The following is a 25786-nucleotide window of genomic DNA, read 5'->3' on the forward strand; positions in this document are numbered from 1 at the left end:
CACACGGTGTGTGCCGGGGCCCCTCAGTGTCCGCTCAGCGGACCAATGGCTTCACCGGGTCCGCCGACCCGCTCTCCACGGGCCCGGACAGGCCCCCGCCCCGTGCCCGCTCCCTCCGGTCCATCCAGGTCAGCAGGGGCGACGCCATCACGGTCGTCACCACCGCGACCACCACCAGCGCACTGAACAGCGCCTGTGTGACGATGCCCGCCGCCAGCCCCAGGTTGAGCGCGATGAGCTGCATCAGGCCCCGCGCGTTCATCAGCGCCCCCACCCGCAGCGCCACCGACGGCGGCTCCCCGGCCACCCGTGCCGCGAGCCAGCACGCACCGAACTTCCCCACCACCGCGACGACCACGCAGCCCAGCGTGAGCAGCAGCACCGGACCGGAGCCGAGCAGCGCGAAGTCGGTGTTCAGACCGGAGTAGGTGAAGAACAGCGGAAGGAACACCACGCCCACCGGCCGGAGCTTCTCCACCGTCCCGTCGAGCCGCTCCGAGCGCGGGAACACCAGCCCGAGGCTGAAGGCGCCGAACACCGCGTACAGGCCGATCTCGTCGGTGTACCAGGCGACCAGGAACAGCACACCGACCAGCATCGGCAGGAGGCTCTCCGGCGCGGCGCGCTCGGCGAGCCGTACGGTGCGGGCGCGCAGCCGGGCCACCGCCGCCAGGACCACGACCAGCCCGAGCCCGCCGGCGACGGCCAGCGACACCAGGCCGGCGCTGCCGCCGGAGATGCTGAACACCCCCGCCAGCAGCACCCACGCGACGGCGTCGTCCACGGCCCCCGCGCCCAGCGCCAGCGACCCGAACCGCGTGCCGGTCAGGCCGCGTTCGGAGATGATCCGCGCCAGCATCGGGAACGCCGTCACCGCCAGCGCGACCCCGACGAACAGCGCGGACACCACCAGCGGCACGTCCGGTGCCAGCGTGCCCGTGCGTTCGCCGACGAGGGCGATCAGCGCCGCGCCGAGCGCCACCGGAGCCAGCACGCCGGCCACCGAGACCAACCCGGCCGGCCGGGCGACCCCGCGCAGCCGGTCCACCCGGAACTCCCAGCCGACGCGGAACATGAACGCGACGAGCCCGATCTGCCCCACCACGTACAGCACCGGCCGCAACTCCTGCGGGAACAGTCCGTTCTCGACGTCCGGGAGGAGAGCGCCGAGCACCGAGGGGCCGAGGACGACCCCCGCGAGCATCTCCCCGACGACCGGCGGCTGCCCGACCCGCTGCAGCAGGGCGCCGACGAGCTTGCAGACGGCGAGGATCACCACGACGGCGAGGAAGAACGCGGGGGCGAGTTCTGTGGGGGTCATCCGTTGTCTCCTCCGGTGTGGACGACCGGGCACCGGTCGGGGGGCGTCCGTTCGAAGTACCGTCCCGCCAGGCGCTGCCGGCGGGCGTGCAGGACCATCACGGTGCCGAGGACGAGCTGCCGCACCCCGCGGGTGACGTCCTCCACGCCGTCCCGTACCCGCAGGAAGGTCCGCAGCGGCGCCAGCCGCGTCCCGGGGTCGAGACCACGCGGGATGAGCAGGCACGGCGCGCGGTGCGGGATGGAGCGGGTGTGCGACACCGTGGAGTCCAGCCGGAAGCGGCGCAGCACCTCCCGTACGGCGGCCCGCAGCACGAGCGGGGACAACCGCCAGGCCGGACACGGGCGGTTGGCGGCCACCCCGAACGGGATGTGGTGGGCGTCGCGCGCGGACAGGGACGTCCAGCGGTCCGGGTCGAAGACGTCCGGCCGGTCGTAGCCCGTGGCGTGGTAGTCCGGGTAGCTGAAGCAGACGACCGACCCGGCGGGCAGCGTGGTGTGCTCGTCCAGCGGGATCTCGTCCGAGGTGATGCGGTGCGCGATCCCGAACAGCGGGTACAGCCGCATCGTCTCGTCGAGGACGTGCGTCAGACTCCGGTCGTCGTCCGGGTCGTCCGCGAGCCGCGCCTGCACCCCGGGGTGCCGGGCCAGCGCCAGCAGCACGTGCGCGGTCGCCTCCGACAGCTGCACGACGGCCGTGTTGAAGAACGTCCCCTGGAGGTAGAACACCTGCTCCTCGGGCGACAGCGACTCGGGCAGGCGGTGCGGCACCTCACCGGCCGCGAGCCGTTCACGCAGATACGCCGTCAGTCCGGCTCGGCGGCGCGGGTGACGCAGCCCCGTGCATTTCAGGGCGTTGATCACGTCCGCCGCGTGGTCGGTGATCAGTTTCCGGGCATGCGGCGGACACGGCTCGCGGAACACCAGCTCGTGGCAGAACTCCGCCCAGGCGGGCATCACCAGATCGCGCAGCCGCACCAGGCTGATCCGGTCGTCGGGCAGCCGGTCCAGGACCCCGGCGACCGCGTGGACGGCCGCCGCCGTCAGCTCCTCGGACCCGCCCGCGAGCATCCGCCGCGTGGTGGCCGCCACGTCCTCGTAGCGCGGGCCGGGCTCCAGATGCTCCTGATGCACCTCGGGGCCCGGCGACAACCAGTACCAGAACAGGTCGGACAGCCCGGCGCCGGCGCTGCGGCCGTCCGCCGCCGGATGCGCGTACACCCGCTCGAACACCTCCGGGCCGTGCGTCGCGTTCGGCAGCGTCACCACCCGGTCGCCGTTCACCTTCTCGAAGATGCGGACCCGCAGCGCCACCACACCGCGCGGCAGCCACCACGTGTCCGGCTTCCGTCCGCCGCTCACCGCGCCTCGCCTCTCCGGACCACCATGTCCCGCGTCAGATCCGCGTTCCGCCCGCCGCCGCACAGTGCGAGCGTGTGGTCGTGGCCGTCGCGCAGCTCCGCGAGGACCCGCCGCACGCCCGCCTCACCGTCGGCGGCCAGCCCCCACAGCACCGGGCGGCCCACTCCGACGGCCGTCGCGCCCAGCGCGAGCGCCACGGTCACGTCCTCACCCCGCCGCACCCCGCCGTCCAGCAGCACCGGCACCCGGCCCGCGACCGCGTCCACGACCGCCGGAAGGCAGTCCACGGCGGCCGGCACGGCGTCGCACTGACGGCCGCCGTGGTTGGAGACGAGGACCCCGGCCGCCCCGTGCGCGACGGCCAGCTCCGCGTCCGCCGGATGCAGCACGCCCTTCACCAGCACCGGCAGCGCCGTCGTCGACAGCAACGCGTCCAGGTCGGACCAGGACAGCGCCGGGGACATCGGGATGTCGGTGAGGCCGCCAGGCGGGGAGCCGGGCAGGTCGCGCATGTTCTCGGCGGCGTAACCGGGCGGCAGGTCCGTGAACCCGTTGCGCAGGTCACGGGGACGCCGCCCGAACACCGGGGCGTCGACGGTCACCACGAGCGCCGAGCAGCCGGCCTTCTCCGCCCGCCGCACCAGCGCCTCCGTGACCTCGGGGCGCGGGTGCAGCGACAGCTGGAACCACACCGCCGCGTCCCGCGCCGCCTCCCGGGCCGCCGCGGTCACCTCGCCGACCGCGACGGTCGCCGCCGTGCCGGTCACCAGGACGGCGCCCTCCGCCGCCGCCCCGCGGGCCGTGGCCCGCTCGCCGTCCGGGTGCGCCAGCCGGTGGAACGCGGTCGGCGCCACCACCACCGGCCCCGCACCCGGGGCACCCGGCAGGTCCACGGAGGTGTCGCGCCGCGCGTGGCCGCGCAGCACCCTCGGCAGCAGCGCGTACCGGTCGAACGCCCGCTCGTTGTCGGCCAGGACGCGTTCCTCGCCCGCTCCGCCCGCCATGAAGTCGTGGTGCACCGGGTCCAGGACCTGGCGGGCCCGCTCGTGCAGCGCGCGCAGCGTCACGACGCCACCGGGGCGACGGGGGAGCGGTGGGCGGAGAGGAACGCGCGCAGCGGGGACCGGTGCACGTCCTCGCTGTCCCACTCGTTCTCCAGGTTCTCCGTCAGATGGTGCTCCGCGGTGAACTCCCCGGCCCGGTACCAGCGGACGACCGGATGCAGATACCGGCCGTCGAGCCCGGTCGCCTCCTGCTGCGAGGGGCGGCCGGCCGACACGTCGAACGGGTCCACCTTGTCGTGGTCGGCCCCGTACTCCAGGGTGACCACCGCGTGCGCGGCCACCTCCCCGAAGTGCCCGGCGCGGACCGCCTCCGGCACGTACGCCACCGGCACCTCCTCCGCGTACCGCAGGGTGCCGTCCGGGGCGAGCAGCAGCAGGTCGCCCAGGACGGCGAACTGCTGCCACAGCGCCGACGACCGGTTGACCCGCTCGACGATCCGGTCCACGGCCGCCTCCGTGTCCCCGCCCAGCTCCGTCACCGGCCAGGGCTCGCCGTGATGGCGCCGGCGCAGCTCCCGGTGCAGGGCGCGCACCATGTAGCGGAAGCCGTGCACGAATCCGGTCGTGGACTTCTTGAAGTCACGGCCCTGGGTGAGCGTTCCGGCGAAGTACAGACCGGGTACGTTGACGGACTCCCCGACCGGGGTGATCGCCGGGAAGCGGCCGTCGACCACTGTCTCCGGCGTGCAACTGCCGTCGAACACCGAGGAGTCGAAGCGGAAACCGGTCGCCACGATCACCCGGTCGTAGCGCAGGTCCTTCACCACCTCGTCGACCCGCTCGAACGCCACCGGCACGCGGAAGCCGTCCCCGTCCCGCCGGATCTCCACCACGCGCCCGTCCAGCAACGCGTTCTGCGACTTCAGCTGGTAACTGTCGAGGAAGTTGTTGTTCACCGCCCGCAGATGGCCCACGTAGTGCGACTGCCAGGCCAGACGCAGCGAGCCGGAGCCGGCCACGTGGATGACGGCCGCCGTCTCCATCAGGCTGTCGGCGGTCTCGAAGGCCGAGTTGCCCCGCCCGACGATCAGGACGCGCTGGTCGGTGAAGGACTCCGGGTCGGGGTCGAACGTGTCGTAGCGTTCGGCGAGTTCGATGCCGGGGATCGACGGCACGTTCGGCAGCGGCACCCCGGTCGCCACCACCACGCGCCGCGCCCGCCGGACCGTGCCGGCGGAGTCCGTCACCGTGAAGCCGTCCGTGTCACGGGAGATCCGCTCCACGGCGGTGTCGTACCGCACCCGTACGCCGGTGCGTTCCGCGAAGTCCGCCAGATAGCGGACCATGTCGTCGGCCGGCGGGAAGTAGCGCCGGCTGTACCGGGTGAACAGCAGGCCGGGGTCGTCGCTCAGCAGGGAGTTCCAGTCCATCCGCAGCCGCAGCTCCGGATCCTCGTATCCGGTGTGCACCTTGTTGATCGAGATGAGTGTGCGGTGCCGGGGAAACCGCGTGAAGAACGTGCCCGGACCGCTGCCGCGCTCCAGAACCACGTAATCCGCGCCGTCGCGCTCCAGGAAGGCGGCGAGCTGCAGCCCCGCCGGCCCCGCTCCGATGATCAAGTAGTCGTGCGCCATGGCGGGGAAGCTATCCAGCGGATCTCAAAGTGCTCTGAGACGGCCCGCCTAGCGTTCCCGGCGTGCTGACCACCACGGACACCGTCACCCTCACCGGCCCCCTCGACCCCGCCGCCCTGCGCCGCGCCGCCGGGCCGCTGACCGTCACCGTGGACGCCGCCGCCCGCGCCCGCCTGGATCGCGGCCGCCGCCTCTTCCGCACCCTGCGCGACGGCCACGACGGCGACGGGGAACGGCAGATCTACGGCGCCACCACCGGATTCGGCGCCCTCGTCGGCTACGCGGGACGGGCCGACGAGGCCGACCAGTGCGACAACACCCTCGCGCACCTCGGCGCGGGCCAGGGCCCCGACCTGCCCCACGACATCGTGCGCGCCGCGCTGCTGGTGCGCGCCCGGTCCCTCGCCCAGGGCCTGTCCGGGGTCTCCGCCGACGTCGTCGAACGGCTCGCGGACATGTTCGCCACGACCTTCACCCCCGCGGTGCCCCGGTACGGCTCCGTCGGCGCCAGCGGCGACCTGATCCCCCTCGCCTACGCCACCCAGGCGCTGCGCGGCCGGGGCCACGCCTACGTGGACGGCCGCCGCATGCCCGCCGCCGACGCCCTCACCGCGAGCGGACTGCGCCCCCTCGCTCTCGACGGCCGGGACGCCCTCGCCCTCGTCAACGGCACCTCCGTCACCACCGCCGCCCTGGCCCTCGCCCACGCCACCGTCCGCACCGCCCTGCGGTCGCTCACCGAACTGACCTGCCTGCTCGCCGACCTGCTCGGCTGCGACCCCGGTTTCCTCGACGCCGGCCTGCTCTCCGCCTACGGCCATCCCGGCGCCGCCGACACCGGCGCCCGTATGCGGGCCCTGCTCGCGGGGACGGCGCCGTCCGGCACGCGTCCCCTCCAGGAGCCGTACAGCATCCGCTGCTCCCCGCAGCTGCTCGGCGCGGCGCAGGACGCACTGCGGTACGTCGACGGCGTGGTCGCCGCCGACCTCGCCGGGGTCAGCGACAACCCGCTGTTCCTCCCGGAGGGCGGGCCGGACGGCGCGGAGGAGGGGCGGGCCGTGCACGGAGGGAACTTCTTCGGGCAGCCGGCCGCGTTCGCCGCCGACCTGCTCGCCTCCGTCACCGCACAGCTCGGCAACCTCGCCGAACGCCAGCTCGACCTGCTGGTGGACCCGGCCCGCAACGGCGGCCTGCCGCCCATGCTCGCCACCGAACCGGGAATCCAACACGGGCTGCAAGGCGTCCAGTTGGCGACCACTGCCTTCGTTGCCGAGATCCGCCGCAACGCCACCCCCGCGGCCATGCAGAGCCTGCCGACCAACCTGCACAACCAGGACGTCGTCCCGTTCGGCACGCAAGGCGCCCTGCGCGCCCACGACATGGCCGAACTCCTCCACCTGCTGTGCGGCTCCCTCGCCCTCGGGCTGCGGCAGGCCGTCCATGTCGGCGCGCGCCGGCCCACCGCGCCCCGGTGCGGTGACATCCTCGACACGCTCATCGCCGCGATCGATCCGGTCGACCCGGACCGGCCACTGGACGAGGACGTCCGGACAGCGGCACGGCTGCTCGCCATCCGTGCCACGCCCTGACCCGCTCCGCGGACACCGGGGGCGACGGCGCGCTCTGCGGCAGGCGCACCGTGAACCGCGCGCCGTGCCCCGGCCGCCCCGACGCCGCCACCGTGCCGCCGTGGCTCGTGACGACCTCCCGCAGCAGCGCGAGCCCCAGCCCGTAGCGGCCGCCGCCGCCCCGGTGGAAGCGGCGGAACAGCCGCTCCGCCTCACCCGCCTCGAAGCCCCTCCCGGTGTCCGCGACCGTCAGCTCCACCGCCCCGTCCCCGCGGGTCAGCGTCAGTACGACGCTCCCGCCCGGCGGGGTGTGCGTGACGGCGTTGTTCAGCAGCTCACCGACAGCCCGGCGCAGGGCGGACGCCACCCCGTCGACCCACAGCGGATGCGGCGGACCGTCCACCCGGACGGCCAGTCCCCGCTCCCTCGCCCGGTCCGCCTCCTCGTCGGCCGCCGCCCGCGCCAGCGCCACCAGATCCACCCGCCGCCGCGTCGCCGCCCACGCCTGTCCGGGGGAGAGCGTCGCCGACGACAGCAGGTCGTCCAGCACCTCCCCGAGCCGCCCGAGCGAGGCGACCACGGCGGCCAGACCGTCCCGGTGCCGTGCCGGCAGCCCGTCCCGCACCGCGCCGCGCGCCAGCATCTGCGCCCGGGTGTGCACGCGGGTGACCGGCGTGCGCAGCTCGTGGCTGGCGTCCGCGACGAACCGCCGCTGCCGCGCCAGCGCCTCGGCCAGCGGCGCCACCGCCCGGCACCCCAGCACCAGCCCGGCGGCGACCGCGGCCACCAGGCCCACCCCCTCGGCGGCACCCAGCGCGAGCCACAGATGGTCGCGGTCGGCGAGCTGGAGCCGCAGGTCCAGCACGGCCTGCACCACGTCCCCGTCGCGCCGCAGCTGCGTCCGCACCCGGTACGCGGCGCCCCCGCGCCGCACCGTGCGCTCGACGGGCTCACCGGTCAGCCGCACCCGGTCCAGGTCGGCCCACAGAGGGAAGCCCTTGGGCCCGTCGGAAGCCCTCGTACCGCCCGGCCCGTACAGCCACATGCACCCCGGGGGCCGCTCCGGGTCGCCGTACGCGGCGCCGTAGCGCACCTCGCGGCGCACCTGCGCGTCCTGCGCGTGCGTCATCACCGTGTACGCGACCGCCCCGACCAGGGTGACGAGCAGGGTCACGACGACGCCGGTGGTCCACACGATCCGCAGCCGCGCCCGGCGCACCACCGTGTCCTCGGCGGCCCGCCCCGGCCGGCTCACAACGCCCCCAGCCGGTAGCCGAGCCCGCGCACCGTCCGCACGGCGCCCCGGCCGAGCTTGCGCCGCAGGTAGTAGACGTACGTGTCGACGAGCGACGGCGCGTGCGTCTCCTCGAAGACGAGCCGGCGCAACTCCGACCGGGTGTACACCGCGTCGGGCCGCACGGCCAGCGTGTGCAGCAGCTCGAACTCCCGCCCCGCCAGGGCGACGCGCTCCCCGTCCGGCAGCTCCACCTCCCGCCGGCCGACGTGCAACTGCCCCGATCCGATCCGCAGCACGTCGGTGACGTCCCGCGAACGGCGGCACAACGCCCGTAATCGCGCGCCGAGTTCGTCCAGGTCGAAGGGTTTGGCCAGATAGTCGTCGGCACCGGCGTCCAGTCCGTCCACCCGGTCGGGCACACTGCACATCCCGGTGAGCATCAGCACCGGGGAGCGCACCGGACGGGACCGCAGCCGCCGCAGCAGGCCCAGCCCGTCCAGCACGGGCAGCCGCCGGTCGATGACGAGGACGTCGTACGCGCGGGTGAGGCCGAGGTGCAGGCCCCGCTGCCCGTCGGTCGCGACGTCCACCGCGTACCCCTCGTCCCGAAGCACCTCGGTCAGCAGCTCGACCATCTCCCGGTCGTCCTCGACCAGCAACAGGCGCCAGGGATCGCGTGCGTGCTCAAGCGTCACTGTGACCTCCCTCGCCGCAGTCTCGGGCGCTTCAACGCCCGTGCGCCGATGGGGAGTTCCGCTTTCACACGACTGACAGCAAGGGGACAGGATCACAGGCCGACGAAGGAAAGGATCGCGCCGTCGGCGACGCCGAGCGCCTTCACCGATTCATCACAATCGGGTAGCGGCGCGGAATTATGGCTTCCGTCACAGCTGCAGTGATCTTGTGCCTGATGAGATCACCGGATGCTCGGTTTCCTCGTCCGTCTCCTCCCCTTCTGGGTCCGCGAACCGCTGATCATCCCGTCGGGACGGTGTTCGGCGTACGCATCCTCTACATGGCCCTCGTCGACGGGGAGGGATGGGTGCCGGCCGTCATCGGCGCGGTGTTCCTGCTGGGGGCGGCGCTGCGCGTGCGCGTGGTCGTCCACGCCCTGCGCGCCCGCCGCCGTCCGGCGCCCGAGGCGGACGAGGTGACGGAGCCCGCTCCCTCGGCGCCCGTCGCCCCGGCGCCGGTGGCGCCCGCGGTGCGGCGCCCCGCCGAGAAGAAGCCCAACGCCTTCGCCCAGGCCTTCTTCGCCATCGGCCTCTTCGCGGTGATCGGGGGCGCCCTGTGGATCGAGGGCAAGCTCCCGGAGGACGGCACGGCCGCCACCGGGGCCTCCCGTCCCGCCGCGTGCCGGCTCGACGAGGACGAGAAGCTGCCCGGCGCCTACCGGAGCACGCCCGAGGCCGTCACCGGCGCGGACCTGTGCCGCGCGCTCAACCGGCCGGAACTGCCCGAACTTCTGGGCACCCCGACCGAGAGGTCGGTGTACGCCTCCGGCACCGACAACACCGCCCCGCTGACCGACCGGAAGGTCGCCCAGCCCGAGGCGAGGGTCGAGTTCGAGACGTACACCGTGGAGCTCTCGGCCACGTACAACCAGCTGACGGTCGCCCAGTACGCGAAGCTGACGAGGTACGGGGACGGCAGGGACGCCCGGAACCTCACCGTGCTGGGGCGGCCCGCGCTGCTCACCTCGGACCACATGATGAAGATCCAGTTCGACCTGGGGAGCGGCGAGGGGGCGAGCGGCCCGGTGGAGCAGGGGCCGCTCGCCCGGACGCTGACCGTGGCGTTCGACGGGAAGGACCGGGGCGGCTCCTACGACCTCACCGTGTGGAGCGAGTCGGGGCTCCTCCCGGAGGACAGCGCCCTCGTCGACATCGCGGAGGCCGTCCTGCCCGGGATCACGCGGGGGACGCGGGACCAGGACTGAGGTTCAGGCCTTCTTAGCCACCCCCGCGACGGAGACGTCGGGCGCCTCCGTGGCGTCGTCGCCCGGATCCGTACGCCAGGAGGCCGTGGGGACGACCCCCGGCTCCACCGGCTCGAGCCCGGCGAACCACGAGGCGATCTCCTGCGGCGACCGCAGGTGGTAGGTGTGGGCCGACTGCTGGTTGTACGCCTCGACCGCGCGGTTCAGCGCCTCGTTGGTGTCCGTGCCGTCGCTCAGCGCCAGGTAGCTGCCCGGCGGCAGCGCGGACAGCAGGGCGCTCACCAGCTCGGCCGGGCGGTCGGCGTCGGAGATCTGCCCCATGATCCCGAGCATGGTGAGCGCGACCGGCCGGCCGAGGTCCAGCGTCCTCGCCGCCTCGGCCAGGATCCGCTCCGGGTCGCGGACGTCGGCGTCGACGTACGCGCAGGCGCCCTCGGGGCTGCCGGCGAGCAGCGCCTCGGCGTGCACGAGCACGAGCGGGTCGTTGTCCACGTAGACGACGCGGCTCTCGGGTGCGATGCGCTGGGCCAGTTCGTGCGTGTTGTCGGCGGTGGGGAGTCCCGCGCCCACGTCCAGGAACTGCCTAATGCCGGCCTCCCGCACCAGGAAGCGCACGGCCCGCGCGAGGAACCGCCGCTGCAGCCGGACGACGGCGGCGAACAGCTGGTACCAGGCACGTATTCCAGGGCTGCGGTATTCCTACGCCAGCAGGGCCCCTGAGTGACAGGGCTGTGCGCGCGATGACGACGTCGGCTACTCCGCTTACGCAGTCGCTTCTGGCTCGGCCGGGGCGATCTCGGCGATCAGATCCTCGACCAGGGCCTTAATCTCGTCGCGGATCGGGCGGACAGCCTCGACGCCCTGTCCGGCCGGGTCGTCCACCTTCCAGTCCAGGTAGCGCTTGCCAGGGAAGACAGGGCAGGTGTCGCCGCAGCCCATGGTGATGCACACGTCGGACTCCTTCACCGCGTCCACGGTGAGGATCTTCGGGACCTCGGCGGAGATGTCGATGCCGACCTCGGCCATCGCGGCGACGGCGGCCGGGTTGACCTGCTCGCCCGGGTTGGAGCCGGCGGAGCGGACCTCGACGCGGTCCCCGGCAAGGCGGGTCAGCCAGGCGGCGGCCATCTGGGAACGGCCGGCGTTATGGACGCAGACGAACAGGACGGACGGCTTCGTGCCGGGGCTCTCGGGCATGAGGGGCTCTCCCGTCTCGCGGCGGCTGCACGCCACCCATGACATCAACATCCGCTGGTATCAGCGAACGGTGATGTGACAGTATCAGCGCATGCTGACTTCAGTCGATCCTGATGTGATCCGGGCGCTGGGCGATCCGCTCCGGCTGCAGATCGTGACCCTGCTGGCGCGCGAGACGCTGTGCACCACGCATCTGGTGGAGGAGACCGGGGCCAAGCAGACCAACCTGTCCAACCACATGAAGGTGCTGCGCGAGGCCGGGCTGGTGGAGACCGAGCCGTGCGGCCGCTTCACCTACTACAAGCTCAAGCCCGACGTCCTGGCCGACCTGTCCGGACAGTTCGCCGCGCTCGCCGAATCCGCCCGCACAGCCGCCGAGAACAAGAGGGCCTGCCCGTGACCTCCACCGAGCCCACCGCTTCCCGCGCCCAGAGCGCTGAGGCGGCCGGGGACGACTCGATCGTCAAAAAGCTCTCCACCCTCGACCGTTACCTCGCGGTGTGGATCCTGTTCGCCATGGCCGCCGGTCTCGGTCTGGGGCGGCTCATCCCTGGCCTGAACGACGCGCTCGCGAAGGTGGAGATTGGCGGGATCTCCCTGCCGATCGCGCTCGGTCTGCTGATCATGATGTACCCGGTGCTGGCGAAGGTCCGCTACGACCGGCTCGACGCCGTCACCGGCGACCGCAAGCTGATGGCCTCCTCGCTGGTCATCAACTGGATCGTCGGCCCGGCGGTCATGTTCGCGCTCGCGTGGATCTTCCTGCCGGACCTGCCCGAGTACCGCACGGGTCTGATCATCGTGGGCCTGGCCCGTTGTATCGCCATGGTGATCATCTGGAACGACCTGGCCTGCGGCGACCGCGAGGCCGCCGCCGTCCTGGTCGCCCTCAATTCGGTCTTCCAGGTCCTGGCGTTCGGCCTGCTGGGCTGGTTCTACCTCGACCTGCTGCCCGGCTGGCTGGGCCTGGGCGACGGCGAGCACCTCGACATCTCCATGTGGAAGATCGCGCTGAATGTGGTCATCTTCCTCGGCATCCCGCTGCTGGCCGGCTTCCTCACTCGCCGCCTGGGCGAGAAGAAGCTCGGCCGCGCCGACTATGAGCAGCGGTTCCTGCCGAAGATCGGGCCGTGGGCGCTGTACGGGCTGCTGTTCACGATCGTCATTCTCTTCGCCCTCCAGGGGAAGACCATCACCTCGCAGCCGCTGGACGTCGCCCGGATCGCGCTGCCGCTGCTGGTCTACTTCGCCGTGATGTTCTTCGGGACCTTCCTCCTGGGCAAGGGCTTGGGTCTGGCCTATGACCGCACCGCGACCCTCGCCTTCACCGCGGCGGGCAACAACTTCGAGCTGGCCATCGCGGTCGCCATCGCCACCTTCGGCGTCACCTCCGGCCAGGCCCTGTCCGGCGTCGTCGGCCCGCTCATCGAAGTACCGGTGCTCATCGGCCTGGTCTACGTCGCGCTCTCCTGGCGCCGGAAGTTCGCCGCCGACGCGGTGACGACGGCCCCGTGACCCAGCGCACGGATGTGGTGGTGGTCGGCGGCGGCCAGGCAGGACTCGCCGCCGGCTACCACCTGCGCCGCCAAGGTCTCGACTTCGTGATCCTGGACGCCGAGGCGGCGCCGGGCGGGTCCTGGCAGCACATGTGGGACTCGCTGCACCTGTTCTCCCCGGCCGCGCACTCCTCGCTGCCCGGCCGCCTCATGCCCGCCCAAGGAGGCGAGACGTACCCGGGCGCCGGGTACGTGGTGGACTACCTGACCGACTACGAAAAGCGCTACGACCTGCCCGTCCAGCACGGCACCCGCGTGGACGCCGTGCGCCGTGATGCAGACCGGCTCCTGGTCGAAGCGGACTCCGGCACCTGGCGGGCCCGTGCGGTCATCAGCGGCACCGGCAACTGGTCGCGGCCGTTTCTGCCCGCCGTGCCCGGCCGCAGTACCTTCACCGGGCGGCAGCTGCACACGGTGAACTACCGCTGTCCGGCCGACTTCGCCGACCAGCGTGTCGTCGTGGTCGGCGGCGGAAACTCCGGCGCCCAGATCGCCGCCGACCTCGCCCTGGACGGCCGTGTCCAGGTGACGTGGGTGACGCAGCGCCCGCCGCGGTTCCTGCCGGACGACATCGACGGCCGTGCCCTGTTCGATGTCGCCACCGCCCGCCGCCGCGCCCTCGACGCCGGCCGTAACGACACCGGTGGGGTGGCTTCGCTCGGCGACATCGTGGCCGTGCCGCCCGTCCGCGCCGCCCGCGACGCCGGACTCCTGACCGCGAAGCCGATGTTCACCCAGCTCACCGCTGCCGGTGTCCGGTGGGCCGACGGCAGCCAGAGCGACGCGGACGCGATCGTCTGGTGCACCGGCTTCCGCCCGGCACTGGCCCACCTCGCCCCGCTGAACCTGCGCGGCCCGCGCGGCCACATCCCCACCGACGGGACACGTGCCCTCGGCGAGCCGCGGCTGCACCTGCTCGGCTACGGCGACTGGACCGGCCCGGCCTCGGCCACCCTCATCGGCGTCGGCCGCCCGGCACGGGACGCCGCCCGCGAAGTCGCTGGCCTGCTCACGTAGGCACCGGAGCGGCCGCCGCGCTGTCACCGCCCTGTTCACCCCGTTGCGTACAGCTCCCCCTTGTCAGTGACACCAGCGACAATTCCTCCCGACGGCGCCGTGGGGCAGGGGGATGCGCACGCATGCAGACAGACGACTTTTTCCGCGACAGGCCCGACGAGCACCCGGACTGGCCTGACCACAGGCCGGGCGAATGGGTGTGTCAGCTATGGCAGTTGGATGTCGAGCTGATGGAGTCCCTGCGGTTCGGTCCCCTGCCCGACCGCCCGGACCTGGACGTGGCCGTGGCGCTGACCCGGTTGCTGCACGAGGACTTCGTCGCCCGGGGCACACGCCACGACGAACGGATGAATGACGAGGAAGTCGTCCTCGCCGTCAAAGCACACCGAGCGGTCCTCGAACGCCTGGGCCTGGAGTCGCCGCAGCTGCCGTTTCGCCATCACAGCGGCTTCTACGACTACTGGCGCAAGAACGACATGTCCGGAGGCGGCGGATGGCAGGCGCGCCGCGAGTGCATCGAAGAGCTGCTGGGGCCGACCAGGCAGGCCCTGGAGGACCTGCAGGAGGCCGAGTACGAGCAGCGTTTCAAGAACGGCCCCCGTGGCACCTTCAAGAACCTCATCTTCGCGGCCGTCGGCCCGAAGCCGCAGATCGTGCTGCGGGACGCGGTGAGCAACGAGGTGGAGATCGTCCGGAACGCCGAGAACTGCCTTGTGTACAAGGACCCACTGCCGCTACAGGGCCTGACCTGGCGGCAGATGGTCACCTGGTGGCAGGCGCACCACATGCCGGACACCGAGGAACCGGAGGCCGCCGATGCCCTGTACCGGCGGCTGTACCGCTCCCTGGATTCCCTGCCAGAGCAGACGGTCCTGCGCACGTACTGCGCCCGCTACGCCGAACCCGACGGGTTCGACCTGCCCGCCCTTATCCCGCAGGTCTACCTGCACTACGACCCCTACACCCGCAAGAGCGGCGGACACAGCGGTGCCCTGCACCGCGAGCGCATGGACTTCCTGCTGCTGGCCCCCGACCGCTCCCGCATCGTGATCGAGGTCGACGGCGCCCACCACTACGGCATCAAGAAACCCACCGGCGCGGACGGCCGCACCACGTACGCCGCCTCGCCCAGGCTGTACTCGGAGATGGTCGCCGAGGACCGCCGCCTGCGGCTGGCCGGCTATGAGATCTACCGCTTCGGCGGCTGGGAACTCACCCGGCCCGACAGCCCGCAAGTCATCTCCGACTTCTTCACCGAGCTCCTCACCCGCCACAAGAAGCCGACACCGTAGCGACAGCACGCACCGCTTCAGTAGCCAGGCGTGTCCATGGCCTCCATGTACTCGATCTGCCAGTTCTCGTACTCACCGAGATAAGCCGAGTAGCCGCCCCACAGCAGGTGCGCCAGCTTGTGCAGCTCGTTCACCTGCTCGTAGAAGTTGACGTTCTGCTGCACGGGCCGGGCGGGAGCCCGGCCGGCGCCGTGGCCGACCACGGCGTACCGGTAGGTCTCTCCTGTCGCATCCTCGCTGTCGAGCCAGTTCAGCTGACTCCAGGACTCCGGGTCGATGCGCTGTTCCACCTTGGGCAGGTCCAGCAGGGCCAGGTACCGGTTGAGGCAGTCCGCCAGTCTCCTGATGTTGTGCGTGCGCAGACGCTTGTCCAACTGGTCAGGGCTGAGGTCTTCTTCTCCTGTGTAGCCCTCGCGCAGGGCGCACTGGGCGGCCTTGCGGATTAGCCACTTCAGCGACAGTTCGATGCTGTGCCGGTAGTTGTAGAGGATCGGCAGGGGCATCCGGTCGTCCGGGCCGTGGGCGATCCAGTGTCGGGCGCCGGTCTCGGCGACTCGCAGATAGCCGCCAGCTAGGGCGAGATCGTCCTCGCTGGCACCGCCCCAGACGGCGATCTCGGCATTTGCCCAGCGAGGCCGGGGCAGGCTCAACCGGTCTTCTGCTTCCTCCATCCCGTCAGGATGGCAACCGCCCGCCTCGTCCACTATCGCTTTTGGTAACTGCCCGCCGCCACAGCGTCCCTGGGCGTTACGGGCGTCCGAGTGTGGTCAGGACACAGCCGATGCACCTACCAGCAGTTGGCCCATGGCGGCGAGCACGGACGGCTCGACGCGGTAGTAGACCCAGGTGCCGCGCCGCTCGGATGTGAGCAGCCCGGCTTCCTTGAGCTTCTTCAGGTGGTGGGAGACGGTGGGCTGGGAGACGCCGACGTCTGAGATGTCGCACACGCACGCCTCGCCGCCCTCATGGGAGGCCACGGCAGAGAACAGCCGCAGGCGGACCGGGTCACCGAGGGCCTTGAACATCCGCGCAGCGGTCTCGGCCTCGTCGGCGGTCATCGGGCGTTCGGTCAGCGGCGGGCAGCAGGGCGCCACGCCCTGGCCGTCGGCGGGCTCGAGCAGCGGCAGCACCTTCGCATTCGACATGCGTCTATGTTGACACACATCGAACCAGTGCCGAGAGCTCCGTCAGCGGCGCGCGAGATGGGCGGCGAGGCGCCGGGCGACGCGGTCCGCGTCCCGGCCGACGCCGCGCAGCGAGTTCGACGACAGGCTGCGCTGCCATTCCAGCCCGACGAACGCCAGCCCCGGCACAGCGGTGGCGAGGCCCTCGCGGTGCCGGGGGGTTCCCTCGTCGTCCAGGGCGCCGTGGAGAGGGGCGAGGTAGGGCAGGTCGGGGCGGTAGCCAGTGGCGAGCACGATTGCGTCAACCTCCTCCCGCTGTCCGTCCGGCCAGAGGAGCTTGGGCCCGACCGCGCCGGTGAACAGCGCCCGCCGGTCGGGCCGGCCTGCGGCCAGGGCGGCCCGGTAACGGCCGTCGTCGAGAACCGGCTGGGCCGGCGGGCGCGCGAGAAACCGGCCAAGGGGCGCCGTGTCCAGACCGGTACGGACCGTCCAGAAGTGCAGGTCGCGGCCGAGGATGCGCTGAGCGGCGAACTTCACCGGCCCGCGTGTGGCGAGGGTGACGTGGGCGGTCTCGGCGAGCTCGGCGGCGATCTGCACCGCGGAGTTCCCGGCCCCCACCACAACCACCCGGCAGCCGGAGAAGGGGGCCGGACTGCAGTAGTCGGCGGCGTGCAGCACCTGCCCGGTGAACTCCTCCAGGCCTGGCAGCGCGGGCCGGTGCGGGTGTCCGAACGTCCCGGAGGCCGCCACGACGGCCCGCGCGGACAGTCGGCCGCCGCCCTCCAGCTCCACCGCGAAGCCGTCGCCGGTGCGGCGGACCGCAGTTATGCGGCAGCCCGTGCGGATCTCTGCGTCCAGGCGGCCGGCGTAGGCGGTGAGGTAGGCGACGACCTCGTCGCGGTGCGGGTAGCGGTCGCGGTCGGCGCCGGGGAACGGCATCCCGGGCAGGGAGCTGTACCGGGCGGGCGAGAACAGCGTGAGGCTGTCGTAGTAGTGCGGCCACGACCCGGCCGCCCGGTCGGAGGCCTCCAGCACCACCGGCCGCAGCCCGCGGCGCAGCAGCGCGTGGGCGGTGGCGAGGCCGGACTGACCACCGCCGATCACGGCGACGTCGATGTGCTCCATCAGCGAATCCCCCTGAGTTCGACGAATGTCTATGTTGACGCTCATCAATACAGGTGCCATGCTGGGCCGCGCAAGCCATCGACAGATGTCGAAACACGCAAGGAGTCGCCGTGAACGCGCCCGCCACCACCGAGCTGCCCGTCGTCGTGATCGGAGCCGGACCCGCCGGCCTGGCCGCCGCCGCCCACATCATCGACCAGGGCATCGAACCCCTGGTCCTGGAAGCCGGCCCGGCCGTCGGCGCCGCGGTGCGCGAGTGGTCTCACGTGCGCCTGTTCTCCACCTGGGGCGAGGTCGTCGACCCCGCCGCCGAGAAGCTCCTCGCCCCCACCGGCTGGATGCGCCCCGACCCCGCCACCTATCCCTCCGGCGGCGACTGGGCCGAGCAGTACCTGCAGCCGCTCGCCGACGTCCTCGGCGAACGCGTCCGCACCGGAGCCACCGTCACCGGCGTCTCCCGGACGGGCAGGGACCGGATCGTGGACACCGACCGCGAGCAGCAGCCGTTCGTCGTGCACGTCGCCCACGCCGACGGCCAGGAGGAGCGTCTCTTCGCCCGCGCCGTCATCGACGCCTCCGGCACCTGGACCACGCCGTCCCCGGCCGGCGGCAGCGGCCTTGCCGCGCTCGGTGAGAAGGCCGCAGCCGACCGGATCACCTACCGCGTCCCGGACCTGAAGGACCCCGCCGTCCGCGGCCGGTATGCGGGCAAGCGCACCGCCGTGATCGGCTCCGGCGCCTCCGCGTTCACCGCTCTCGCCTACCTCGCCGACCTCGCCAAGTCCAACGACGGCGCGGGCACGAAGGGCGTGTGGATCCTGCGCCGGGGCATCTCCGGCTCAACCTTCGGCGGCGGCGAAGCCGACCAGCTCCCCGCCCGCGGCGCCCTGGGCCTGGCCGCCAAGGCCGCCGTCGACGAGGGCCACGCGGACGCGGTCACCGGATTCCGCACCGAGGCGATCGAGCGGGCCGACGACGGCCGCCTGGTCCTGGTCGGCGAGGACGGCCGCCGCCTGGACCCGGTCGACGAGGTCATCGTGCTGACCGGCTTCCGCCCCGACCTGTCCTTCCTCGACGAACTCCGCCTCGGGCTCGACGAGCGCCTCCAGGCCCCCGTGGCCCTGGCTCCGCTGATCGACCCCAACCAGCACTCCTGCGGCACCGTCTACCCGCACGGCCACCGCGAGCTCTCCCACCCCGAGCAGGGCGTGTATCTGGTCGGGATGAAGTCCTACGGCCGTGCCCCGACGTTCCTGGCGATGACCGGTTACGAGCAGGTCCGCTCCGTGGCCGCCGCGATCGCCGGTGACCTCGAGTCCGCCGACCGCGTGGAACTGACCCTGCCCGAGACCGGAGTCTGCGGCGGCGCCGGCCTCTTCGACGCCCCCGACGCCGCTGAGGCCGACGGTGGTGGCTGCTGCGCGCCCGCTCCGCAGCTCGTCCAGCTCGGAGCCCCCGCCACGGCCGCGGCGACGGCTGGCGAGGAGGCACCGGCAGGCGGCTGCTGCGGCTCGTGACCACCCTGGGCACCCCTCCACACGGGGCCGCGACCGGATCGGGGGACCGGTCGCGGCCCCGCGCAGTCCTGCCCGCCCTGTGCGCCACGCAGATCGTGAGCTGGGGCATCGTCTACTACGCCTTTCCCGTCCTCAACCCCCAGATCACCAGCGAAACCGGCTGGCCGGCCGGGGCGACCACCGCGGCGTTCTCCCTCGGCCTCGTCGTCTCCGCCCTCACCGGGATCCGCGTCGGGCGCATCCTCGACCGGCGAGGCCCCCGCGCCGTCATGACCACAGGGTCTGTGGTCGGCGTGGTCAGCCTGCTGATCGTGGCCGCGGCCCCGAACATCCCGGTCTTCATTGCCGGTTGGACGCTGGCCGGCCTCGCCATGGCAGCCACCTTCTACCAGCCGGCGTTCGCTGCTCTGACCCGCTGGTGGGCCCCCGACCACGTGCGCGCGCTGACGATCGTCACCCTCGCCGGCGGCCTCGCCTCTACCGCCTTCGCACCCCTGACCGCAGCCCTCGCCGGCCACCTGTCCTGGCGCTACACCTACCTCGTACTTGCCGGCATCCTCGCCGCCGTCACCATCCCCGCCCACGCCCTTGCCCTGCGCGCACCCTGGCCCAACCCCGCAACCGCCCCGGCACGCACGGGCACAAGCGCAGGTGCTGCCGGGGTCGTGCGCAGCCGACCCTTCCTCCTGCTCGCCACTGCCTTCACCCTCTCGGCCTTCGCGATGTACGCCGTGGTCGTCGCCCTCGTCCCCCTCCTGCTGGAACGCGGGTACACCACCAGCCAGGCGGCCTGGGCCCTCGGCATCGGTGGCGCCGGACAGACCCTCGGCCGCACCCTGTACGCAGCCCTCGCCCGCCGCACCGCCGCCACCGCCCGCACCACGATCCTGATTGCCCTCGGCGGCCTGACCACCGCCGCCTTCGCCGCCGTCCCCGGCCCGTACGCCCTGCTCATCGCCGTGTCGGTCGTGGCTGGCATGGTCCGCGGCAACCTCACTCTGCTACAGGCGACCGCCATCACCGACCGCTGGGGCGCCACCCACTACGGACGCCTCTCCGGGATCCTCGCCGCACCGGCAACCACAGCCGCAGCCCTCGCCCCCTTCGCGGGCGCCGCCCTCGCCACACCCCTGGGCGGCTACGGACCGCTCTTCCTCCTCCTCGCCTCCGTCTCGGTGGCCGCCGCCCTCACCGCGCCATGGACAGGCATCCCCCGAACGTCGCTGAGGGACTCTCGCAAACGGTCCGTGAAGCGGCGCTCACTCCCGGTCTTCCGTAGAACGAGCCGCTAGGTGTGCTGTCCGGGGACGTTGGTGACACGCGTGCTGGGTTCTTGAACGGGTGAGGGCCTCCGGGTTCGGTGTGGATTGCGACATCTGCACCGATCCGAGGAGGCCCTCGTGCCCCACCGTAATGCCCCGCTGACCGAGACCGGGCGTCTTCGCCTGGCCCGCTGTGTCGTCGACGACGGCTGGCCGCTGCGCCGGGCTGCCGAGCGTTTCCAGGTCAGCCACACCACCGCCGCCCGCTGGGCCACCCGCTACCGCCAGCTCGGCGTCGCCGGAATGAACGACCGCTCCAGCCGGCCCCACCACCAGCCCCGCAGGACGCCGGCCGAGACCGAGACGGAAGTCCTCCGGCTCCGGCGCGAACACCGCATCGGCCCGCTGCGGCTGGCCGTCCGGTGCCACATCGCGGCCTCCACCGCCCACCGCATCCTCCAGCGGCACGGCCAGCCGCCTCTGAGGGCCCTGGACCGGGCCACCGGCGAACCCGTCCGCCGCTACGAACGCGCCCGACCCGGCGAACTGGTCCACATCGACGTCAAGAAGCTCGGCAGGATCCCCGACGGCGGCGGCCACAAGACCCTCGGCCGGGCCGACGGCCACCGCAGCCGGACCAACGGCGCCGGCTGGGCCTACCTGCATACCGCCCTCGACGACCACAGCCGGATCGCCTACACCGAGGACCTGCCCGACGAGACCGCCCCGACCTGCGCAGCTTTCCTCGTCCGGGCCACGGCCTACTTCGCATCGCTGGGCATCCGCATCGAGCGGGTCCTGACCGACAACGCCTGGGCCTACAGCAAGAACACCTGGCGTGACACCTGCCGCGACCTGGGCATCAGCCCCCGCTGGACCAGGCCTTGGCGGCCCCAGACCAACGGCAAGGTCGAACGCTTCCACCGCACCCTGCTCGACGAATGGGCCTACCAGCGGCCCTACACCTCAGACCACGAGCGCAGGGAAGCGTTCACCGACTGGCTGCACTGGTACAACTACCACCGCCCCCACACCGGCATCGGCGGCCACCCACCAGCCAGCCGCGTCACCAACCTGCCCGGTCAGCACACCTAGGGGGGTGCAGTCCCCTGTGTTTCCTCGGGGGTGCAGTCCCCTGTGTTTCCTGGGGGCGGGGTGGGGGCGGAGTAGCGTCCCTCTTATGTATGCGATCACGATTCCCGAACCCGGTGGGCCCGAGGCGTTGGTGTGGGGGGAGGTGGACGATCCGGTGGTCGGTGAGGGGGAGGTCCTCGTCGACGTGGTGGCCACGGCCGTCAACCGGGCCGACATCCTGCAGCGGCAGGGCTTCTACGACCCGCCGCCCGGCACCTCGCCCTACCCCGGGCTGGAGTGCTCCGGCCGGGTCGCGCAGGTCGGGCCGGGGGTGAGCGGCTGGGCCGTCGGCGACGAGGTCTGCGCGCTGCTCTCCGGCGGCGGTTACGCCGAGAAGGTGGTCGTGCCCGCCGGGCAGCTGCTGCCCGTCCCCGAGGGGATCACCGTCGACCGGGCCGCCGCGCTGCCCGAGGTGGTCTGCACGGTCTGGTCGAACGTCTTCATGGTCGCCCACCTGCGCCCCGGCGAGACGTTCCTCGTGCACGGCGGCTCCAGCGGCATCGGCACCATGGCCATCCAGCTCGCCAAGGCGGTCGGGGCGAAGGTCGCCGTGACCGCGGGCACCAAGGAGAAGCTGGAGCGTTGTGCCGAACTGGGCGCGGACATCCTGATCAACTACCGCGAGCAGGACTTCGTCGCCGAACTGCGGGAGGCCACCGACGGCAAGGGCGCGGACGTCATCCTCGACAACATGGGCGCCAAGTACCTGGACCGCAACGTCCAGGCCCTCGCCGTGAACGGCCGTCTGGTCATCATCGGCATGCAGGGCGGGGTGAAGGGCGAGCTGAACATCGGCGCCCTGCTCGCCAAGCGCGCCGCGATCACCGCCACCACGCTGCGCGCCCGGCCGGTGGAGGAGAAGTCCGCGATCGTGGCGGCCGTACGGGAGCACGTGTGGCCGCTGGTGTCCGGGGGGCATGTCCGTCCGGTGATCGACCGGGAGATCCCCATGCCGGACGCCGCCGAGGCGCACCGGGTCGTGGAGGACAGCTCCCACATCGGCAAGGTCCTGCTGGTCACGCCCCGTTGAGCCGCGCCTGGGCAACGGTCAGCGCGCCCCGCTTTCCTGACGCATCCGCAGCCCCAGGAAGGCGAGGGCGAACCCGAGGCCCATGAGGACGAGGCCGCTGCCCAGCGGCAGGATCCGCAGCACCGGGCCCACGGTGGTGCCGGCGGCCGCGCCCGGCTCGGCGGCCCGCGAGGACGTGGCGGGCGCCGGGGCCGCCGCCGAGGACGCGGGGCCCGAGGGCGCCACGCCGTCGGAGCCGGCCGGGGTCCCCTCGGCCGTGTCGTCCTCCGCCTGCGTGGACGTGTCGAGCCGGGCGTCCGGCCGCCGCACCCCGTCGTCGTCCGGGCGTCCGGCCGCCTCGCGGGGGCCCGTGCCCCCCTCCTCGGTGCGGTCCCGGTCCCGCCGGGGCGGCGTGGCGTCCCGGGACTCGCCGTGCCCGGTCTCCTGCCGCCCGGGCCGGTCGCGCCCCTCGCCCGGACCGTTCCCGGTCCGGGTCGCGGAGGGGGAGGCCGGGCGTGAGGGAGAGGCCGGGGCGGAGGGGGAGCGGGACGCCGTGCGGGTCCGGTCGCTCGCGTCGGACCCCGGCGTCCGCTCCGCCCCGTACGCCACGCCGGCCGGACCCGGCGGACCCGGGAACGGGCCGTACGGCAGCAGCACGGCCCCCGCCCCCAGAACGAGCGTCGCCCCCAGTGTGCGCAGCCATGGAGTCACGGCCGGGACCTCCCGCGCCGGCCGGTGCTCGGCCGCACCGTCGGCAAGTTGGGACGGATGGACGCCAACAGCCTCGCAGCGGCGGACGGGACCGGCATGTCGGACAGGGCCGTACGGAGGACCCGCCGCCGCGGCCGCTTCCGGGGGCGCACCGCGCCGTGGAGGGGGTGTGCGCGACAATGGTCGAATGGAGATGCCGAGGAACGAACGGTCGCCGGAGAATCCGCAGATCCTGGTCGTCGGCCAGGACGGCATGGCGCTGAGCGGCGGCAAAGGGGACGAGGAATCCCGTGGGACCCCGGTGACGGAGCAGGTGGAGCAGCCTGCGAAGGTCATGCGGATCGGCAGCATGATCAAGCAGCTGCTGGAGGAGGTGCGGGCGGCCCCTCTCGACGAGGCCAGCCGTAACCGCCTCAAGGAGATCCACGCCAGTTCGGTGAAGGAGCTCGAGGACGGCCTGGCGCCGGAGCTGGTCGACGAGCTGGAGCGGCTCTCCCTGCCCTTCACGGACGAGGGCACCCCCAGCGACGCGGAGCTGCGTATCGCGCAGGCCCAGCTGGTGGGCTGGCTGGAGGGTCTCTTCCACGGGATCCAGACGACGCTCTTCGCCCAGCAGATGGCGGCGCGGGCCCAGCTCGAGCAGATGCGCCGCGCGCTGCCGCCGGGTGTCGCCGAGGGGTCCGAGGACTCCGACCACATGGGCGGCCGCTCGGGCGGTCCCTACCTGTAGGACGCCTCACGGAGCGGGGACGCCCCCGCCCATGACACGCCCCGTGACAGAGGAAGGGGCCCGGCACGGATGCCGGGCCCCTTCCGTACGTTCCGGTGGGGTCAGGAGGTGGGCGGGTTGCCCGTCGAGACCTTGAGCGTGATCTTCGGCATGTTCTCCGGGTCGACGTCGGTGCCGGCCGGCGGGAACTGCTCGCGGACCGAGCCCTCGCCGTAGGTGTTCTCGTCCACCTTGACGATCGTCAGCTTGTCGCCCCAGCCGGCGGCCTGGAAGCACGCCTTCACCGAGGCGATGTGCTTGAACTTGAGATCGGGCAGCCGGATCAGGTCGGGGTCGTTGTACGACTCCTGCGGATCCTCGCACTTCTCCGGGTCGATCGTCTTGGACGTGTCGGGGCCGCGGTAGCCCTCGGGCTTCGCCGTGGCGGAGGCGCTGCTGCCGCCGCCGGCCTCCGGGTCCTTGTCGTCCCCGTTGTTCAGGGCGATCGCCGTGATCAGACCGCCGACGGCCAGCACCGCGACCAGTACGGACGCGACGATGACCGAGGTGTTGCGGCCGCGCGCCTGACCGCCTCCGCCGGAGCCCTGCGGGGAGATCGTGTACGGCGGGGGCGTCGACGGACCCTGCGGGGCGTACGGGCTCGGCGTCGGGTAGCCGCCCTGCTGCGGGTAGCCGTACGACGGAGCGGGCGTGGCCGGGGCCGGGGTGCCGTACGGGTTCGGCGGGGGCGTCGGCTGGTACGGCGTCTGGACGCTGCCGGCGGGTGTCTGTCCGGACTGGTCGACCGGCGGGAACACCGCGGAGCCGACACCGGCGCCGCTGGGCGTCTGGCTGCCGGGCACGATGCTCGGCGGGGCCGCCTGGAAGGACTGCGCCACCCGCAGGCACTCCCCGCGCATGGCCTCCGCGCTGGGGAAACGCTCGTTGGGGTTCTTCTTCAGGGCGCGGGTGATCAGCGCGTCCAGGGCCGGCGGCAGCGAGCGGTTGATCGAGGAGGCGACCGGCGGCTCCTCCTGCACGTGCGCGTAGGCGATGGCGAGCGGCGAGTCCGCGTCGAACGGCAGCCTGCCGGTGACCAGCTGGAACAGCATGATGCCGACCGAGTACAGGTCGGAGCGGGCGTCGACGCCCCGGCCGAGCGCCTGCTCCGGGGAGAGGTACTGCGGGGTGCCGACGACCATGCCGGTCTGCGTCATCGACGTCACGCCGGACTGCATGGCGCGGGCGATGCCGAAGTCCATCACCTTGACCACGCCGCGCTTGGTCATCATCACGTTGCCCGGCTTGATGTCGCGGTGGACCAGGCCCATCTCGTGGCTGATCTCCAGCGCCGCCAGCACGTCCGCGGTGATCTTCAGTGCCTTGTCGGCGGGCATCGCGCCCTGCTGCCGTACGTCCTCGTCGAGCACGGAGCCGAGCGGCCGGCCCTCGACGTACTCCATGACGATGTACGGCGTCGTCATCCCGTCGACATCGTCCTCGCCGGTGTCGAACACCGAGACGATGTTGGTGTGCGTGAGCTTCGCCACGGACTGGGCCTCGCGGCGGAAGCGCTCACGGAAGGCCTGCTCCCGGCCGAGTTCCGTGTGCAACGTCTTGATGGCGACCTGGCGGTCCAGCACCGTGTCGTAGGCGAGATGCACCGAGGCCATGCCACCCTGGCCGAGCAGGTCCCGCAGTTGGTAGCGTCCGCCCGCGAGCGCCCGCCCCGTGTGCCGGCCCTGTGCGCCGTCCTGGCTCATGTTCCGCGTCCCCCGTAGCCTCTCCGGCGTCCGGCGCCGCCGTCGGTGACCTGTCTCGTCGTGACTCGTCGTTGTCGTAGATCGAAAGTGCTATTCCCGGCCAAGTCTGCCCCAGGGCACCGACACGTCAAGCGCGGTGCCCGTTCCGTGACCGTACGCGAAAGAAGCGTCGCGGAAGCGTTACAGCGGTCGTACGGCCGGTACACGGAATTTGCACGACGGTACGGCCAGCGGGTTTGATGACCGGTCCGTCGCGTGCCGGATCCGGCAGCCCGACCCGGACCGGAGGCCCCGGCAAAGGCTGTA

At 72.5% G+C, this 25786-nt stretch carries 23 protein-coding genes and 1 pseudogene; 11 read left to right on the forward strand and 13 right to left on the reverse strand.

The annotated features are described in order from the left end of the window. Positions 1-34: 34 nt before the first annotated feature. From ACQZOG_RS14445 to ACQZOG_RS14460, 4 genes are read right to left on the reverse strand one after another with little or no spacing between them, the layout of a single operon-like run. A complete protein-coding gene (locus ACQZOG_RS14445; RefSeq protein WP_033276283.1) occupies positions 35-1321 on the reverse strand; it encodes a cation:proton antiporter in 1287 nt (428 codons plus the stop codon). Then, positions 1318-2682 carry a cytochrome P450 gene (locus tag ACQZOG_RS14450; protein WP_037643053.1) on the reverse strand — a complete coding sequence of 455 codons (1365 nt, stop codon included), beginning with the start codon at positions 2680-2682 and terminating at the stop codon, positions 1318-1320. The genes ACQZOG_RS14445 and ACQZOG_RS14450 overlap by 4 nt, the downstream gene beginning before the upstream one ends. Beyond that, complete coding sequence (locus tag ACQZOG_RS14455) at positions 2679-3749, reverse strand: alpha-hydroxy acid oxidase (protein ID WP_359521174.1); 1071 nt, start codon at positions 3747-3749, stop codon at positions 2679-2681. Before ACQZOG_RS14455 ends, ACQZOG_RS14450 begins: the two co-directional genes overlap by 4 nt. Continuing rightward, positions 3746-5320, reverse strand: a complete 1575-nt coding sequence (locus ACQZOG_RS14460; RefSeq protein ID WP_359521173.1) for an FAD-dependent oxidoreductase — start codon at positions 5318-5320, stop codon at positions 3746-3748. Before ACQZOG_RS14460 ends, ACQZOG_RS14455 begins: the two co-directional genes overlap by 4 nt. A gap of 62 nt (positions 5321-5382) precedes the next feature. On the opposite strand from ACQZOG_RS14460, the gene ACQZOG_RS14465 reads away from it, so the two are divergent. Beyond that, complete coding sequence (locus ACQZOG_RS14465) at positions 5383-6909, forward strand: aromatic amino acid ammonia-lyase (RefSeq protein ID WP_359521172.1); 1527 nt, start codon at positions 5383-5385, stop codon at positions 6907-6909. On the opposite strand, the gene ACQZOG_RS14470 is transcribed toward ACQZOG_RS14465, so the two are convergent. Both ACQZOG_RS14470 and ACQZOG_RS14475 read right to left on the reverse strand, forming a co-directional pair. Beyond that, positions 6815-8143: a sensor histidine kinase gene (locus tag ACQZOG_RS14470; protein WP_261676031.1), complete on the reverse strand. Its 1329-nt coding sequence runs from the start codon at positions 8141-8143 to the stop codon at positions 6815-6817. The two genes, ACQZOG_RS14465 and ACQZOG_RS14470, sit on opposite strands and share 95 nt — an antisense overlap. Next, a complete protein-coding gene (locus ACQZOG_RS14475; protein ID WP_106963356.1) occupies positions 8140-8820 on the reverse strand; it encodes a response regulator transcription factor in 681 nt (226 codons plus the stop codon). The genes ACQZOG_RS14470 and ACQZOG_RS14475 overlap by 4 nt, the downstream gene beginning before the upstream one ends. A gap of 296 nt (positions 8821-9116) precedes the next feature. Here ACQZOG_RS14475 and ACQZOG_RS14480 point away from each other — a divergent pair, with 296 nt between their 5' ends. After that, the gene (locus ACQZOG_RS14480) at positions 9117-10064 is read left to right on the forward strand and encodes a DUF6215 domain-containing protein (RefSeq protein ID WP_354793768.1); all 948 of its coding nucleotides are present in this window, start codon (positions 9117-9119) and stop codon (positions 10062-10064) included. 3 nt (positions 10065-10067) lie between these two features. Here the strand turns inward: ACQZOG_RS14480 and ACQZOG_RS14485 are convergent. Both ACQZOG_RS14485 and ACQZOG_RS14490 read right to left on the reverse strand, forming a co-directional pair. Then, positions 10068-10724 (reverse strand): annotated as a pseudogene (locus ACQZOG_RS14485) (SAM-dependent methyltransferase); the annotation flags it as partial. A gap of 102 nt (positions 10725-10826) precedes the next feature. Then, positions 10827-11261: an arsenate reductase ArsC gene (locus tag ACQZOG_RS14490; protein WP_037643059.1), complete on the reverse strand. Its 435-nt coding sequence runs from the start codon at positions 11259-11261 to the stop codon at positions 10827-10829. Between the two features lie 91 nt (positions 11262-11352). Here ACQZOG_RS14490 and ACQZOG_RS14495 point away from each other — a divergent pair, with 91 nt between their 5' ends. From ACQZOG_RS14495 to ACQZOG_RS14510, 4 genes are all read left to right on the forward strand, one after another. After that, complete coding sequence (locus ACQZOG_RS14495; protein ID WP_030587673.1) at positions 11353-11661, forward strand: ArsR/SmtB family transcription factor; 309 nt, start codon at positions 11353-11355, stop codon at positions 11659-11661. Next, on the forward strand, positions 11658-12776 hold the full coding sequence (arsB, locus tag ACQZOG_RS14500) for an ACR3 family arsenite efflux transporter (protein ID WP_033276274.1): 1119 nt from the start codon (positions 11658-11660) through the stop codon (positions 12774-12776). Before ACQZOG_RS14495 ends, arsB begins: the two co-directional genes overlap by 4 nt. After that, on the forward strand, positions 12773-13834 hold the full coding sequence (locus ACQZOG_RS14505; RefSeq protein WP_058917493.1) for an ArsO family NAD(P)H-dependent flavin-containing monooxygenase: 1062 nt from the start codon (positions 12773-12775) through the stop codon (positions 13832-13834). Before arsB ends, ACQZOG_RS14505 begins: the two co-directional genes overlap by 4 nt. A gap of 215 nt (positions 13835-14049) precedes the next feature. Beyond that, positions 14050-15126, forward strand: a complete 1077-nt coding sequence (locus ACQZOG_RS14510) for a hypothetical protein (RefSeq protein ID WP_203587285.1) — start codon at positions 14050-14052, stop codon at positions 15124-15126. Positions 15127-15143: 17 nt separating this feature from the next. Here ACQZOG_RS14510 and ACQZOG_RS14515 read toward each other — a convergent pair whose 3' ends face one another. The 3 genes from ACQZOG_RS14515 to ACQZOG_RS14525 all read right to left on the reverse strand — a co-directional run bounded on the left by ACQZOG_RS14515 (position 15144) and on the right by ACQZOG_RS14525 (position 17375). Then, positions 15144-15629, reverse strand: coding sequence for a hypothetical protein (locus ACQZOG_RS14515; protein WP_037643062.1), 486 nt, complete (start codon positions 15627-15629; stop codon positions 15144-15146). 264 nt (positions 15630-15893) lie between these two features. Next, positions 15894-16271: an ArsR/SmtB family transcription factor gene (locus ACQZOG_RS14520; protein ID WP_030587655.1), complete on the reverse strand. Its 378-nt coding sequence runs from the start codon at positions 16269-16271 to the stop codon at positions 15894-15896. 42 nt (positions 16272-16313) lie between these two features. Next, complete coding sequence (locus tag ACQZOG_RS14525; protein ID WP_030587652.1) at positions 16314-17375, reverse strand: flavin-containing monooxygenase; 1062 nt, start codon at positions 17373-17375, stop codon at positions 16314-16316. Between the two features lie 110 nt (positions 17376-17485). Here ACQZOG_RS14525 and ACQZOG_RS14530 point away from each other — a divergent pair, with 110 nt between their 5' ends. The 4 genes from ACQZOG_RS14530 (at position 17486) to ACQZOG_RS14545 (ending at position 22318) form a co-directional block, all read left to right on the forward strand. Continuing rightward, positions 17486-18892: an NAD(P)-binding domain-containing protein gene (locus ACQZOG_RS14530; RefSeq protein WP_430741547.1), complete on the forward strand. Its 1407-nt coding sequence runs from the start codon at positions 17486-17488 to the stop codon at positions 18890-18892. After that, a complete protein-coding gene (locus ACQZOG_RS14535) occupies positions 18889-20184 on the forward strand; it encodes an MFS transporter (protein WP_430741548.1) in 1296 nt (431 codons plus the stop codon). Before ACQZOG_RS14530 ends, ACQZOG_RS14535 begins: the two co-directional genes overlap by 4 nt. A 108-nt stretch (positions 20185-20292) precedes the next feature. Further along, on the forward strand, positions 20293-21249 hold the full coding sequence (locus ACQZOG_RS14540; RefSeq protein WP_037638751.1) for an IS481 family transposase: 957 nt from the start codon (positions 20293-20295) through the stop codon (positions 21247-21249). Between the two features lie 85 nt (positions 21250-21334). Beyond that, entirely contained in the window at positions 21335-22318 is a 984-nt protein-coding gene (locus tag ACQZOG_RS14545) for an NAD(P)H-quinone oxidoreductase (RefSeq protein WP_033273198.1), read from the forward strand. An 18-nt stretch (positions 22319-22336) separates the two neighbouring features. Here ACQZOG_RS14545 and ACQZOG_RS14550 read toward each other — a convergent pair whose 3' ends face one another. Next, a complete protein-coding gene (locus tag ACQZOG_RS14550; protein ID WP_354795670.1) occupies positions 22337-23008 on the reverse strand; it encodes a hypothetical protein in 672 nt (223 codons plus the stop codon). A 187-nt stretch (positions 23009-23195) separates the two neighbouring features. Between ACQZOG_RS14550 and ACQZOG_RS14555 the strand changes: the two genes are divergently transcribed. Beyond that, a complete protein-coding gene (locus ACQZOG_RS14555; RefSeq protein ID WP_033273197.1) occupies positions 23196-23738 on the forward strand; it encodes a bacterial proteasome activator family protein in 543 nt (180 codons plus the stop codon). A 101-nt stretch (positions 23739-23839) separates the two neighbouring features. On the opposite strand, the gene ACQZOG_RS14560 is transcribed toward ACQZOG_RS14555, so the two are convergent. Beyond that, positions 23840-25480, reverse strand: a complete 1641-nt coding sequence (locus tag ACQZOG_RS14560) for a protein kinase domain-containing protein (RefSeq protein ID WP_033273196.1) — start codon at positions 25478-25480, stop codon at positions 23840-23842. Between the last annotated feature and the right edge of the window lie 306 nt (positions 25481-25786).

The organism is Streptomyces sp. P13-3-3, from assembly GCF_050571355.1.
Classification (GTDB): Bacteria; Actinomycetota; Actinomycetes; order Streptomycetales; family Streptomycetaceae; genus Streptomyces; species Streptomyces althioticus.

What these genes read in the sequence shown, in the direction of transcription:
- ACQZOG_RS14445 (WP_033276283.1), bottom strand. Translation starts at nt 1,321, where the DNA reads ATGACCCCCACAGAACTCGCCCCCGCGTTCTTCCTCGCCGTCGTGGTG.
- ACQZOG_RS14460 (WP_359521173.1), bottom strand. Translation starts at nt 5,320, where the DNA reads ATGGCGCACGACTACTTGATCATCGGAGCGGGGCCGGCGGGGCTGCAG.
- ACQZOG_RS14490 (WP_037643059.1), bottom strand. Translation starts at nt 11,261, where the DNA reads ATGCCCGAGAGCCCCGGCACGAAGCCGTCCGTCCTGTTCGTCTGCGTC.
- ACQZOG_RS14495 (WP_030587673.1), top strand. Translation starts at nt 11,353, where the DNA reads ATGCTGACTTCAGTCGATCCTGATGTGATCCGGGCGCTGGGCGATCCG.
- ACQZOG_RS14515 (WP_037643062.1), bottom strand. Translation starts at nt 15,629, where the DNA reads ATGCCCCTGCCGATCCTCTACAACTACCGGCACAGCATCGAACTGTCG.
- ACQZOG_RS14520 (WP_030587655.1), bottom strand. Translation starts at nt 16,271, where the DNA reads ATGTCGAATGCGAAGGTGCTGCCGCTGCTCGAGCCCGCCGACGGCCAG.
- ACQZOG_RS14525 (WP_030587652.1), bottom strand. Translation starts at nt 17,375, where the DNA reads ATGGAGCACATCGACGTCGCCGTGATCGGCGGTGGTCAGTCCGGCCTC.
- ACQZOG_RS14545 (WP_033273198.1), top strand. Translation starts at nt 21,335, where the DNA reads ATGTATGCGATCACGATTCCCGAACCCGGTGGGCCCGAGGCGTTGGTG.
- ACQZOG_RS14555 (WP_033273197.1), top strand. Translation starts at nt 23,196, where the DNA reads ATGGAGATGCCGAGGAACGAACGGTCGCCGGAGAATCCGCAGATCCTG.
- ACQZOG_RS14560 (WP_033273196.1), bottom strand. Translation starts at nt 25,480, where the DNA reads ATGAGCCAGGACGGCGCACAGGGCCGGCACACGGGGCGGGCGCTCGCG.